This is a genomic window from Ferruginibacter paludis (assembly GCF_030409685.1).
In the GTDB taxonomy this organism is placed as follows: Bacteria; Bacteroidota; Bacteroidia; order Chitinophagales; family Chitinophagaceae; genus Ferruginibacter; species Ferruginibacter paludis.
In genome coordinates, this window is sequence record NZ_JAUFQJ010000024.1 from 86325 (window position 1) to 99814 (window position 13490).

A 13490-nucleotide genomic window follows, 5' to 3' on the forward strand; every position below is an offset into this window, starting at 1 on the left:
GAACTTATATCCAATAGTAATAGTAACAGTATTTTTGGCGGCATTTTGAATCATTAGCTTTTCCCATATAATTTACCATAAAAAACCGGCCTGTTAAGGGCCGGTATGAACAAATTATTTAAACAGCATTTCAGATCATTTGCTCTCAAATTAATCAACTAACAGTTTTGCTTTTTTTCCTGAAGATCTTACTTAATATGTTGAGGGCGCCTAACTTAACGGGGGCTGCTTTTCTTGCCACGATATTAGCTAAACCTAGCTCCATTGCAGTTCCGAATAATTTTCTGGCGACACCCGCCGATTTTCCAATTACCAATCTGTTAGTAAGTAAGCTCAGTCCTACTCCCATCCCTGTATTCACAATCTTCTCAACAACATCTGGCGAGTGTACAACCTTGTTCAAAGAATTTTTTAAAATATTAATCGGTTTCATGCTGTTGTAAGTGTCATGAAATTGCTTGACCAATTTTTCTTTCTGTTCTTCAGTTTGTTCCTCCAGTTGCCTGATGGAAGCCCGCAGCTCCTTCACGTTATTAATTTCCATGGCCATCAATTGAGTAATTTTTTAATAATAAGGTCGCCAACAGGTTCTTTAATCCATTTATTTTTAAAAGCTACAATCAATCCCCCAATCAGCAAATATAAACCTCCCACTATAAAAAAGCCATACCATGCTTGCCCCAAAACCGATCCCAGCCAAATGCATAATCCAAGATTTACGATCACAAAACCAAAGATCATCACCCCGGCAATAATTAGTCCCGCTGTAAGAGATGCAATAATATCGGCTGATTTGTCGACAGTCTTTAATTTAAGTAGGTCAACCCGCGTTTCCACGTAATCTCCCGCAGTTTCAAACAATGCTCCAATTGAATTTGGCTGATTTTCCATTTAAATGATTTTACCCTAACTTATAAAGATTAAAAAATTAAGACAAAGAGTGCTTGATACGGGATTGTGCAGTTGTTGATTTTTCTTTTCCTTCAGCAATCGCATCTTCTGCGTCAGCTTTCGCAGTCTCTATCTGATCAGAAATACTGTCTACAAGATCATTGAATTTTGCCTTGAGAGAGTCCGTTAAGTCTGCGCTTTTTTTACTGATTTTTTTTCTTGTATCAGCTCCTTTTTCAGGTGCAAATAAAATACCCAATACTGCGCCAGCGGCGGCTCCAATCAAAAGGCCGGTGATGATTTTAGAAGAACTCATAGTTTTAAGTTTTAAATTGTTTAAGAATTTCTATCCTTTAAATCCAAAACACTGCCAATTTTTTATTAAGGTATATAATTCTATTTATTATTAGAAAATAACTTCAAAGTTTTTATTATGCTTTAAAAATTAAAATGCAGGGTAAGTAATTTGAGTAAATTGTTACCCGATGGAGTACTACTTCTTACCAGGTGGTAAAGAATTGCAGCATTTATGAAATTAAAACAAGTGTACAGGTGCGGTTTCATGCGCCCGAAAAAGAACGACGAAGCAGTTAACTTTTTTGGATGACTTTTTGAGTATTGCTCTTGTAAGTTTTAACAAGTATAACTTAGATGAATTTTTATTCTTGTATTGTCTTTAAAAATTAGCTGCCTAATCAGCATTCAAAACCAAATTTACCACATTATAATGGCAGCAGTTACCTTTTACATAATTACTCTTTATGCTCAATGTTATTAAACAATTACAAATAGACAGGCGTATTCGGGTTGGTTATGGGACTGCGTTTTTGCTTTTGCTCATTTCTTTTCTATCTACTTTTTACGCAAACCGGGAATTATTGAAACAAACTACAAATATTACCCGGGCAGACGGAATTGTTATCCATCTTGAAGACCTGATTTCAGGAATTAAGGATGCAGAAGCAGGCTTAAGGAATTATTTTATAACAAAAGATGACAGGTTTTTGGCGCCTTACCATGGCAGTTTACAACAGGTAGAAAATTCATTTTTACTGTTGAAAGCTTCGTTCAGCAATTTGCCTGGCAAGCAACAAAAATTACTTCAGTTAAAGTCTTTGTCAGATAGAAAATATCAATACCTGTCGAATGAATTGCAATACTTTTTAAAGCACGATTCCTTTATCAACGATTCACTTATTGCAATTGGTTATGAGGGTAAACCCCTCATGGATTCTATCAGTCAAATAGTAAGATCGATGGAGGCAGACGAAAAAAATCAGTTGGTTGAAAAGGCCGCCAATATTGACAACCGCTATCATACCCTGAACGTGTTTATTGTTATTTCCGCTATACTAGCTCTGTTATTTGCCTTGTTGGGGTTGCTCACGTATACCAGGGAGAAAAAGGCCCGACAGGCCTCAGATCAGCAAGTGATTGAATTTCAAAAGCAATTAGAGTTAAAAATAAATGACCTGGCCAATGCAAATAAAGAGCTTATACAAATGCGCCGTATTGAAAAATTTGCCGCTACAGGAAGAATAGCCCGCAACATTGCCCATGAAGTACGTAACCCGCTTACTAACATCAACCTGGCAATAGCACAACTAAAATCCGAATTGCCTGATACGGATGAAAATGCTGCTCTTTTATTTGACATGGTAAACAGGAACAGTCAACGAATTAACCAGCTGATCACAGAATTATTAAATGCAACCCGTTTTGCAGAATTGAATTATCAACCCGTATTGATGAGCGTGTTACTGGATGAAGCCCTGGAATTAGCAAAAGACAGGATTGTTTTAAAACAGGTGAAGATTGAAAAATATTATTCAACTAACCAATTTACTATTTCAGCGGATAAAGAGAAGATGAAAATTGCACTTTTAAATATTATTGTAAACGCGGTTGAAGCTACTGAAGCAAAGACTGGCATTGTAAAAATTAGTACAAAACGAGAGGATGATAAATGTTTGATTGAAATTGCCGACAATGGGATAGGAATGGATGCACTAGCACTCAGCAAACTTTTTGAACCCTATTTTACTACCAAACAAAAAGGCAATGGCCTGGGCCTTACTAATACCCAAAATATTATTTTGAATCACAAGGGAAGCATTCAGGTGGATAGTGCACCAGGAAATGGAACACTGTTTTCATTACGTTTTGAAATTTTAAATTAGATTATTTTTCGCCTGTTCCAATAGATATAATGTTGATAGGAGGAAGGAATTCATATAAAACAACAACAAATTAGCTGCAACCCAATTTTTTTATTTTGCTGTGTAACGCAGATTTTAAGAATTCGTAAGTGTAGCATTAAAAATAAGAGGTGTCCTTACTTCTCAACATACTGGTTGGCTTTGCTTTAAAATAAAAGACGGGAATAGTGTGGAATGAATTGCCAATTGCGATTCGAAAAAAATTCTAAACAATCAATACAAAAGTCATTCTTTTAATTATTGCCATACACAAAACACATAAATAATTAATTATCAATTAATAAAAAATTATTTCAGTTAAGAATGAGATGTAGAAAAATATCTACAATTGGGGAATGCTTCCAGATTGAACTGAAGCCAGCGCATTAATAATTGCCTCTTTGGAAAAAGGCTTTGGAATAAAAAGATCAACGCCATTTCCAATGGCTTGTTGCCGGTCTTCGATTGTATCGTATGCCGTTATCATTATTATTTTGGTGCCCGGATAATCTTTTTTGATGGCGGCGGCAAAGTCTGCCCCAAATCCATCGGGCAAATGATTATCTAAAAAAACAACTGCAGGGGTCACATTTCTTAATGCAACTACGGCATCCGCTAAATTGTTAACATAATTTGTAAGGCAGCCTTTTTGTTTTAATATTCCACTCAAAAGATAGCAAATATCAATTTCATCATCAATAATAAGCGTTTTCAAATTGTCTGTTTTTAAAGAGGAAAGATTACCAAACGTTTTGATTCACTGAAATGCAAATCATGAACAACAATTTCAAAGCCAACTAAAAAATTTGACCGTTAAAAGTTGAGACATACCTATAACGAATTACAAGCGTTGTATATTTTAATATTTGATAATATTTTTCACCATAGCCGAAATTCAAACAATTTATAATAATAACCTTTCAATTTTTTATTGGGTACATTCTTTAATGTAAATTGTCAACTATGCACAAGAAAAAATTTTCTCTCTACCATTTTTTAAAACAGGTTGCAGCTGAATTTATTGACGATAATGTAATGAAGTATAGTGCTGCGCTGGCGTACTATACCGTATTTTCCCTGGCTCCCATGCTGATTATTATGATTACAATTTGCGGGATATTGTTTGGGCAGGAGGCTGTTGAAGGGCGGGTGTATATCGAAATAAAGGATCTTGTAGGAAGCCCGGCTGCCATACAAATACAGGAAACTATAAAGAATCTTCATCTCACAAAAAACAGTCCGGTGGCAGGTACCTTTAGCATTATAGTTTTAATCATCGGAGGAACGGGAATTTTCGGAGAAATGCAGGATTCTTTAAATAAAATATGGGGCTTAAAAATAATAGCAAAAAAAGCCTGGTGGAAATTGATCATTAACCGTTTACTTTCCTTCTCGCTCATCATTAGCCTGGGCTTTGTACTCATAGTATCTCTTTTGTTAAATGCATTGGTGGCTATTATTGGCAATCATCTTAACAGCATACTTTCCGGAGTGGGTAAAGTTTTTATTCCTGTGATCGACAATGTGCTTTCATTTGGCATCACTTCCCTTCTTTTTGCTATTATTTTTAAGGTTTTGCCGGACGCCAAAATAAAATGGAAGGACATAACAATTGGCGCTTTTATAACAGCCATCTTATTTACACTTGGCAAATTTTGTATAGGATATTATTTGGGCCGAACCAACTTAGCCTCCATTTATGGAGCCGCAGGATCAGTAATTATTATCATGTTATGGGCCTATTATAGCTCGGTAATTTTATACCTTGGAGCAGAATTTACTAAGGTATATGCCAACGAACATGGTACCAGTATCCAGCCATCTGAGTACTCGGAATGGATAAAAATTAAGGAAATTCCAGTTTTAGAAGTTACCCTAAAAAAAGAAGTATAAGTAGTTGTATATTTGAGAAAAAATTGCCCCAATGAGTAAGAGCATTTTAATTATAGATGATGATGCGGATATGTGTGCATTGTTGACAAGATTTCTATCCAAGAACGGCTATACAGTGGAGGCTGCACACAGTGGTAACAAGGGTTTGGAAAAATTTAAAGCCGGTAAATTTGATATTGTGTTATGTGATTTCAGGCTGGGCGATAAAAAAGATGGAAAGGATATTCTGATAGAAATAAAACAGCATAACCCTAAAACAATTGTGCTGATTATTACCGGATATTCGGACATTAAAACTGCCGTAGATGTTATCAAAGCCGGAGCGTACGATTACATTACCAAACCGCTTATTCCAGACGAGGTATTAAATGTATTGCAAGCCGCAATCCATCAATCCGAAAATAAAGGAGACACCGACAACTATACAAATGACAGACACCTTTCCAATACTAACAAAAAGAGTAGTGGCTCCAATTCAGAATTTTTGATAGGTGAAGCTCCTGCAACCAAAGCGTTGTATAACCAAATTGCCATAGTTGCGCCGACCAATTACAGTGTTATCTTAAATGGTGAAAGTGGCACAGGTAAAGAAGTAATTGCAAAAACCATCCATGAGTTAAGCAGTCGTAAAAGCAAACCTTTTATTGCCATGGATTGCGGTACACTCTCTAAAGAACTGGCGGGAAGTGAACTTTTTGGTCATTTGAAAGGCGCATTTACAGGTGCCATTAATGATAAGGAAGGACATTTTGAATTAGCCAACGGTGGCACTTTATTTTTAGATGAGGTAGCTAACCTTTCATCTGAAATACAGGCATCCCTTTTACGGGTAATACAGGAGAGAAAAATAAAACGAATTGGCGGTAATAAAGAAATTGATGTGGATGTTAGAATTATAGTAGCAACAAACGAAAATCTGCAGGATGCATATAAACACGGCAAATTCAGGGAAGATTTATACCATCGGTTTAATGAGTTTTCAATTCAATTACCACCGTTAAGGGAGCGCAAGAATGACATTCCATCTTTCGCGGATTTCTTTTTACAAAAGACCAACAAAGAACTGGGCAAAAATATTGAGGGTTTCGAAGAGGAGGTAATGAAAATGTTCATTGCTTACTCGTGGCCCGGAAATTTGCGTGAATTTAAAAATGTAATTCGCAGATCCGCACTGTTAACCATCGGAGGTAAAATTTCACCTGCAACATTGCCGGCTGAAATAACAGGGTTCATTTTCACAAAACCAATACCCGCAGCAGAAGAACCGCAGGCAGTAAAAGCCACTGCTGTAGATTTAAAAGACACAGCCTCGAAGGCAGAATACGAAGCAATTATGCAGGTGCTGAAAGAGGTAAATTTTAATAAAACAAAAGCTGCTGAACTTTTAAATATAGATCGTAAAACACTTTACAATAAGATTAAAAGTTTTGAAGACGCCCAATAATTCGTTCTAATTTTAATTGAATGTAAAATGTAAAAATTGATATACTTAAAAGGCTTCAAATACGAAATTGGAGCCTTTTTTTATTTGTGCAGCTCCCGAACGATGGTTTAGTAAATAAAAAGAGGTTGAATTAACAACCAATTAATACATCAGATCTTCTATAAATTATGTATTGAACTCAACTTTTACTGAAAGGCAGTTTATCTATTTTTTCCAGCGTAAGTGGTTTCTTAACGATTTTATTAGGTGCATGTTTAAATTCAGGAAGCATTTTTCCCAAAAGGGGAGCTATCATTTCGTTGCTATGAGCAATAGCAGCAGCTTCCAGCTTAATTAGTAAGGAATAAAAATTGGGATTCGTATCCGAGCATTTTTTTGCTCTTAATATTTTTGGATGGCTTGTAGGTGCAAATTCTTCGGAATCCTTAAATAATTCTTCATACATTTTTTCTCCTGGTCTTAATGATGTACACTGTATGGCAATTTCTTTACCCGGTACGAAGCCAGCCAGCTGAATCATGCGGGTAGCAAGATCCATTATTTTAACCGGTTTACCCATGTCAAAAAGTAAAATATCACTTGATTTACCAATTCTGCCAGCTTCTAAAACTAACTTGGCTGCTTCCGGTATCGTCATAAAATACCGCGTAATTTCCGGGTGGGTAATTGTAACCGGACCGCCTTCAGCAATTTGCTTTTTAAAGGTTGCTACCACTGAACCTGCTGATCCAAGTACATTCCCAAAACGGGTGGTGATAAATTCTGTATTGGATTCAATCCGGTCGTTTAACGATTGGATATATATCTCGGAAACACGTTTGGTTGCGCCCATCACATTGGTAGGGTTTACCGCTTTATCGGTTGATACCAGCACAAATTTTTTCACGCTGTGTAACATCGAAAGATCTGCAATAACCTTAGTTCCAAAAATATTGGTAAGTACTGCTTCACTGGAAAAACACTCCATTAACGGTACATGTTTATAAGCTGCTACATGAAACACAATATCTGGCTGATGTGCGACAAATAATTTTTTAATCCGCATATAGTCCCTTACAGAAGCCACTTCCACCTGTATTCCCTGCCGCATCCCTTTCTGTCTCAGTTCATATTCCAAATCAAATAATCCTGATTCTGCCTGGTCTAAAATAATCAACTTCTTTACATCGTATCCTACCAGTTGGCGGCAAATTTCACTCCCAATTGAACCAGCAGCGCCGGTAACCAGAATTGTAGCATTTGTATAGTCAGATTTTGATTGATCATTCGGAAGAATAATTTCGTCCCTTTCCAGCAAATCTTCGATATTCATTTCCTTTACCTGGTTCTTTTGAAATAAACCACCAGACCATTGTTTGGCGTGGGGAACAACGTTTACTCTAATTTTGTAGGGCGCACACAAATCTGTGAGAGCGATTTTTCTGTCTACACTCAATTTATCAATCGCAATGTATAAGTGTGTAATTCTTTTGCTTTTAAACAACTTACCCAATTGAGCAGCATCTGCTGCATTGTAAATAGGGAGACCTTCTAATTTTTTTCCAATCTTATATTGACTATCATCTATAAATCCTACAAGCGTGGTATTTATCTTTGCATCTTGTTGCAATACTTTTTGTGTAATTTGTCCCATCATGCCCGCGCCAAATATAACAGTACGATTTGCAGGATTGGGTCTTGCCTGGGCCATAAAATAAACTTCCTTTACCAACAAACGAAAGGCAACTAAAACAAATATTACCGCAAATAGATTAATTACCAATAACGGAAAAGTAACCACACCTGAAACAAGATGATTTGTATCAACCAAAAACAGAAGGACCCAGATGCCAAATTGCAAAAAGGCAAATTTTATAATTCTAACAATATCTTTTGCTTCAGAATACCGAATAATTCCTTTGTATATAGCAAAAATACCAATGCAAAAAATACCCACCACAAGATTAGTAATCAATGCCGGAAATAAGCTTAACAAGTCATGCACATCAATTGAAAGATGTTCAATCAGAAAAAAGGAGCAAGTAAAAGAAACCGTGATTAAAATAATATCACAACAAAAAATAATCCATCTCGGGGCAAAATTCTTTAAAAAAAAACTTGACATAATGCTTCAGTTTAGTTGTAGGTATTTGGATAATATGTATAAGAATTATAAAAAATCCGGTAAACCTGTTAATTCACTTCAAAATTCCCATAAAGACCTGATTTTTAATAACATGTTTAAATTAAAACCGGATATTTTAAAGGTATTTGTACGTTTAAGGAAAACAAACTCTTCCATAAATAACAAAATTACAGCCAAACTATAGAAATAGAACAACTTGAAAGTTTATTTCGCCTATGGCAACCCGAATTTAGCCATTTGTAGAAAAAACACTACACAATTACAAAACCCGGCAAACTGTAACGCCAATTATATTGAATTATTTGATTTCGTCAATGGTTTTTACAATCTGTTCAAATTAACCATCGATAAAATAATGTAAGTGAAACTCATTGGAAGTGGAATAGAGAAGGGTGGATCTATGTGGATGCATTACTTCGCTGGGATGATTTAGTTGCCTATTTCCTTTTGTCCTGACGGAATCAGTAGTAGTAGTAGTAGTAGTAGTAGTGTGATGAAGAATGTATAAACCGGCGTGGCCCTTAAACAGGATATTCACTTTTATTTGGGTCGTTTAACAAGAAGAATAGTACACTTTGAATAAAGAAGATTGAGGTAAGGTGTATTCGCGTTTTAAGTTTTATAAAAATGGGGTATAAATACGTCAATACCCAAATCTATTTTAATATCGCTTTAATTACCTGAATTACCCTATCCAGGTCAGTAGTACTCAGGTTTGAACCGGATGGCAGGCACAGCCCGTTTTCAAATAATTGCGCTGAGGTTTCATCGCCGTAAAAAGGTGCGCCGGCAAATACCGGCTGCATATGCATTGGTTTCCACAACGGCCGGCTTTCTATGTTTTCTGCTTCTAATGCCAGTCTTACATTTTCACGTGTAATTCCATTTGTCTTAGTGCTGTCAATTAGAATGGCTGTTAACCAGCGGTTACTGAAGAAGCCGTTTGGTTCCTTTAAAAAAGTAACGCCTTCGATGCCGCTAAGGTGTTGTATATAATAGTTGAAATTATTTCTCCTCTGTTGAATTCTTTCGGTTAACACTTCCATCTGTCCCCGGCCAATAGCTGCACAAACATTGCTCATCCGGTAATTGTAGCCAATATGCGAATGCTGGTAATGCGGTGCAGCGTCCCTTGCCTGTGTAGCCAGGAAGCGGGCTTTTACAATGTAATCATTGTTATCCGCTATGAGTGCTCCACCTCCGGATGTGGTAATTATTTTATTGCCGTTAAAAGACAAGATGCCCATTTTGCCAAAACTGCCACAAGGTTTTTCGTCAATTGTCGAACCAATGGCTTCTGCTGCATCTTCAATAACAGGAATCTCAAAATCATCCGCTATTGCGGCTATCTCCACCATTTTTGCAGGCATTCCGTACAAGTGAACCGGTATAATGGCTTTTGGCTTTTTACCCTTTTTTACCCTGTCTTTTATGGCGTTCCGCAAATGCTCAGGACTCATATTCCAGGTATCCCTTTCAGAATCTACAAAAACAGGTGTAGCCCCCTGGTAAACTATGGGATTGGCAGATGCGGAAAAAGTAAAGCTTTGGCAAATTACTTCGTCGCCTGCCTTAACGCCGCATAGTATCAAAGCCAGATGAAGTGCGGCTGTTCCACTGCTTAACGCAGCGGCAGATTTTGCTCCTGTAAATTGGCAGAGGTCATTTTCGAAACCATCTACGTGCGGCCCCAACGGCGCTATCCAGTTGGTGTCAAATGCTTCTTTTACAAATACTTGTTCTTTTCCGCCCATGTGGGGAGAGGAGAGCCAGATTTTAGGGTTCATTGTGTAATTGCTTTAGCTATGCTTACCTGTACCTCATACATATTAAACCTGCTGAATATCTTGATACGGGAATGCGAAATTAATGATGAAAATTGCGTATTTTTTTGGTCAGTTAGTACTAAATTTATAAATTTTGACACCTAATTTAACCGGCAAGTTTTATTGGGGGGATTTAACTGTAATTTTGTGAAAACAGTTCATATCAATTCCAATTTTCAATTCAAGAAATATTTGCTAAATTAAGAAATAAGAGAAAAAACATTTTGAATCTGAATGCCAGTCATAGTAATTTATCTTATGATTTATCAAAACCGGGTGCTAGAAAAGCCCTTGTGTTTTTCTTTATCAAATTGTCTTTATTACTTACAATATGGTTTATTATATATTATCATTTAATAAAACCATCCGGTATAATTGATATACCACTTACAAATTTAATCAGCGCCTCTGTTGTAAAAATTATTAATTTATTTTCATCAACAAAAACAGTTTCCTGGATAAGGAATACGAACAACCATGCAAATTCTATAATTGAAAACAACCAAATTGTGTTGGGTATTGATTATGCGTGCAATGGTATTGATTTAATGTTTACTTATATTAGTTTGCTGCTCCTGTTACCTTACCCGATAATGAGAAAAATAGTTTTTAGTATTGCCGGAATCGTTGTTATTACGTTTGCCAATATTCTGCGGGTGAGTGCACTCTATTATATTTATGTTTATTATAACAGGGCTTTTGATTTTAGCCATCACTATCTTTTTACAATTTCCATGGATATTTTAATCTTTTATGGATGGCTCTTATTTATTAGAAAGAAAACAATTAAATGAAAAATGCCGCTTTGGTTCTGATAACTTATTTGTTGTCGCTATTATTATTTTCACTGGTTTTTAGTTGGCTTGAAATTGGAAAATTATTGGTTGAAATTAAAAGTTTAAAATTAACTTTTAACCCAATGATGATTGTTACCATGATTGGTGGTTTAATCGCATTGAAATATACTGTTTCCTTTTATTCATGGAAATTATTTACACTTATTTATACCAGCCTTTGGCTATTACGGCTATTGCTTATTTTTTTAGGTGAACGGATAGGTACCGTGTTAATATGGGGGCGGGAATTCAGGTTTAATGCAATAATTGGGCAGTACTACGACAATGCATCCCGCATTGTAACTCCCTGGCCCTTTCTCATTTTTTGGTTCATTAATTATTTATTTGCTAGCATGCAGGAAAAACAAAGTCATTCTGCAAAAGATTGATTAAAAAGGCGAGGGATATGAAAGTTGTTTTAATTTGCCAACCATTTGTAAAGTCATCAAAAACTGGTCTTACCTTAATGTAATACCTCCATCAATCGTGAGCAAACTTCCCGTCATCCATTGAGTAGTATCTGAAAGTAAATACACAGCAGCATAGGCGATTTCTTCGGGCTTGCCATAACGGCCAAGCGGGTACCTTTTTATATCATCCTGAATTTCTTGTTCTGTAATGACTTTTGTTAAATTGGTTTGAACCATTCCGGGCAATACGCTGTTTACCCGGATACCATTTCTTGATAATTCGAAGGCAATTCCCTTGCATAATGAGTTCAATGCACCTTTGGAAGCCATGTACATAATATTCCCTATAGAAGAAAAAGAAGCAGCAATGGAGGAGATAAACACTATTGATGACTTGTCTATCAATTTCTTTTTCTTATATAATTGCTGGGTCAATAAAGCTGGAGCATACAAATTTGTCTGCATCAGCTCATTCAATGCTTTTTCGTTGATAAATTTTAATGGAAGTCTTTTAATTATCCCGGCGGCATGCACTACGCCATTCAAGTCAGGGAGTTTTTCAACAAACGAATTAATTCCTTCAGTAGTGGAAAAATCTGCAATAAGCTGCAGGTTGCCTTCCCCCTGCAGTAAGGAAAATGTTTCCTTCAGGCGATTTTGATCACGACCTGTAATTATAACATTGGCACCCATTTTTGAACACTCAATTGCAATCGCTTTACCAATACCTGAGGAAGCCCCCGTCACCAATATGGTTTTATCCGTCAATAAAAAAGGGTTGTACAAACTCATAAAATTATATTTCAACCAAATCAGCGATATAACAATCAGTCATTTTAATAATACAGGAAGCCCAGCTCATTCCTACTCCAAATCCCGATAACAAAAAATATTTATTTTTACAATCCTCTGTAGTTAACTGCGAAGCAATAGTGAGCGGAATGGAAACAGAAGAAGTATTTCCGAATGATGCGATAGAGGTCGGTACTTTCTCAACCGGCAGTTTCATTTTCTTTATTAGATAATCGTTCATGTAACTGTTAGCTTGATGAAATACAAAATAATCAACATCGCTTATGGCCTTCCCACTATAGGAAAGTAAATTGCGTATATCTTTTGGAATTTCTGCCAAAACAAAGTTGAACACATCTGCGCCATTCATATAACCATGTTCGTCAGAACGCATATTGCCATATTCATCTACTACTTTTTCGGTAAGGGTCTCAGGGCTGCTTGGCATCCTGTAACCACCAGCATCCATTTTAATAAAAGATTCCTTGGAACCATCGGAGTGAAGACTAAAATAACTGTTTCCTGCCTGCTCAACTTTACCAATTAATGCAGCGATACCGCCATCTCCAAACAAAAATGCCGTCTTACGATCTTTTGGAGAATATACCCTTGATCTTGTTTCACCATCCAATACCAATACTTTCCTGAAACCGCCGCTATTCATCATGGCGTAGGCAACCGACAATCCGTAGATGAAGGCAGAACAACCAAGATTAATATCAAAAGCGGCAGTATGCTTTCCTAATCCGAGCCGGTCCTGCAACAGAACAGCGGTTGCCGGCATACGATAGTCACCTGTTTGAGAGATAAAAATCAATAAATCAATTTCTGAACGGTCAACATCCATATCCGCAAGCAACTTTTCAGCCGCTGCAAAGCAGAGGTCTGATGCACAAGTACCTTGTTCGGCAAAACGGCGCTCCCGGATGCCTGTTTTATCAACTATTTCAGCTACGGATGCCGCATCAAAATATTGAGTATAGTCCAGGTTTTTAATTGTATTTGCCGGCACAGCAGCTGCCAATCCAATTATTCCAATATTGCTGTAGGTTATATCCGCCATAACAATTAATTA

General features: G+C 36.6%; 14 protein-coding genes. 6 read left to right on the plus strand and 8 right to left on the minus strand.

What is annotated here, in order from left to right; all coding sequences use genetic code 11:
- Window positions 1-154: 154 nt before the first annotated feature.
- The 3 genes from QWZ08_RS24690 to QWZ08_RS24700 are packed head-to-tail and all read right to left on the minus strand — an operon-like array spanning window position 155 to window position 1207.
- Window positions 155-544, minus strand: coding sequence for a hypothetical protein (locus QWZ08_RS24690; protein WP_290340300.1), 390 nt, complete (start codon window positions 542-544; stop codon window positions 155-157).
- Window positions 545-549: 5 nt separating this feature from the next.
- Complete coding sequence (locus QWZ08_RS24695) at window positions 550-891, minus strand: phage holin family protein (RefSeq protein ID WP_290340302.1); 342 nt, start codon at window positions 889-891, stop codon at window positions 550-552.
- A gap of 37 nt (window positions 892-928) precedes the next feature.
- Entirely contained in the window at window positions 929-1207 is a 279-nt protein-coding gene (locus QWZ08_RS24700; RefSeq protein ID WP_290340303.1) for a YtxH domain-containing protein, read from the minus strand.
- 562 nt (window positions 1208-1769) lie between these two features.
- Between QWZ08_RS24700 and QWZ08_RS24705 the strand changes: the two genes are divergently transcribed.
- A complete protein-coding gene (locus QWZ08_RS24705) occupies window positions 1770-3071 on the plus strand; it encodes an ATP-binding protein (protein WP_290340304.1) in 1302 nt (433 codons plus the stop codon).
- A 361-nt stretch (window positions 3072-3432) separates the two neighbouring features.
- Here the strand turns inward: QWZ08_RS24705 and QWZ08_RS24710 are convergent, their stop codons facing one another.
- A complete protein-coding gene (locus tag QWZ08_RS24710; RefSeq protein WP_290340305.1) occupies window positions 3433-3804 on the minus strand; it encodes a response regulator in 372 nt (123 codons plus the stop codon).
- A gap of 248 nt (window positions 3805-4052) precedes the next feature.
- On the opposite strand from QWZ08_RS24710, the gene QWZ08_RS24715 reads away from it, so the two are divergent.
- Window positions 4053-4982 (plus strand): YihY/virulence factor BrkB family protein, encoded by a 930-nt coding sequence (locus QWZ08_RS24715; protein ID WP_290340306.1) that lies wholly within the window; start codon window positions 4053-4055, stop codon window positions 4980-4982.
- A gap of 31 nt (window positions 4983-5013) precedes the next feature.
- Window positions 5014-6426: a sigma-54-dependent transcriptional regulator gene (locus tag QWZ08_RS24720; RefSeq protein WP_290340307.1), complete on the plus strand. Its 1413-nt coding sequence runs from the start codon at window positions 5014-5016 to the stop codon at window positions 6424-6426.
- A 178-nt stretch (window positions 6427-6604) separates the two neighbouring features.
- Here the strand turns inward: QWZ08_RS24720 and QWZ08_RS24725 are convergent, their stop codons facing one another.
- The gene (locus tag QWZ08_RS24725; protein WP_290340308.1) at window positions 6605-8266 is read right to left on the minus strand and encodes a polysaccharide biosynthesis protein; all 1662 of its coding nucleotides are present in this window, start codon (window positions 8264-8266) and stop codon (window positions 6605-6607) included.
- Here QWZ08_RS24725 and QWZ08_RS24730 point away from each other — a divergent pair.
- Window positions 8253-8735: a hypothetical protein gene (locus QWZ08_RS24730; protein ID WP_290340309.1), complete on the plus strand. Its 483-nt coding sequence runs from the start codon at window positions 8253-8255 to the stop codon at window positions 8733-8735. The two genes, QWZ08_RS24725 and QWZ08_RS24730, sit on opposite strands and share 14 nt — an antisense overlap.
- Before the next feature lie 472 nt (window positions 8736-9207).
- Here QWZ08_RS24730 and QWZ08_RS24735 read toward each other — a convergent pair whose 3' ends face one another.
- Window positions 9208-10338: a DegT/DnrJ/EryC1/StrS family aminotransferase gene (locus QWZ08_RS24735; protein WP_290340310.1), complete on the minus strand. Its 1131-nt coding sequence runs from the start codon at window positions 10336-10338 to the stop codon at window positions 9208-9210.
- 332 nt (window positions 10339-10670) lie between these two features.
- Between QWZ08_RS24735 and QWZ08_RS28285 the strand changes: the two genes are divergently transcribed.
- Together QWZ08_RS28285 and QWZ08_RS24740 are read left to right on the plus strand one after the other, a co-directional pair.
- On the plus strand, window positions 10671-11171 hold the full coding sequence (locus QWZ08_RS28285; RefSeq protein WP_494337714.1) for an exosortase/archaeosortase family protein: 501 nt from the start codon (window positions 10671-10673) through the stop codon (window positions 11169-11171).
- Entirely contained in the window at window positions 11168-11602 is a 435-nt protein-coding gene (locus QWZ08_RS24740; protein WP_290340311.1) for a hypothetical protein, read from the plus strand. The genes QWZ08_RS28285 and QWZ08_RS24740 overlap by 4 nt, the downstream gene beginning before the upstream one ends.
- 69 nt (window positions 11603-11671) lie before the next feature.
- On the opposite strand, the gene QWZ08_RS24745 is transcribed toward QWZ08_RS24740, so the two are convergent.
- Both QWZ08_RS24745 and QWZ08_RS24750 read right to left on the minus strand, forming a co-directional pair.
- Window positions 11672-12415, minus strand: coding sequence for an SDR family NAD(P)-dependent oxidoreductase (locus QWZ08_RS24745; protein ID WP_290340312.1), 744 nt, complete (start codon window positions 12413-12415; stop codon window positions 11672-11674).
- 4 nt (window positions 12416-12419) lie between these two features.
- Window positions 12420-13478: a 3-oxoacyl-ACP synthase III family protein gene (locus QWZ08_RS24750; protein ID WP_290340313.1), complete on the minus strand. Its 1059-nt coding sequence runs from the start codon at window positions 13476-13478 to the stop codon at window positions 12420-12422.
- Window positions 13479-13490: the final 12 nt, after the last annotated feature.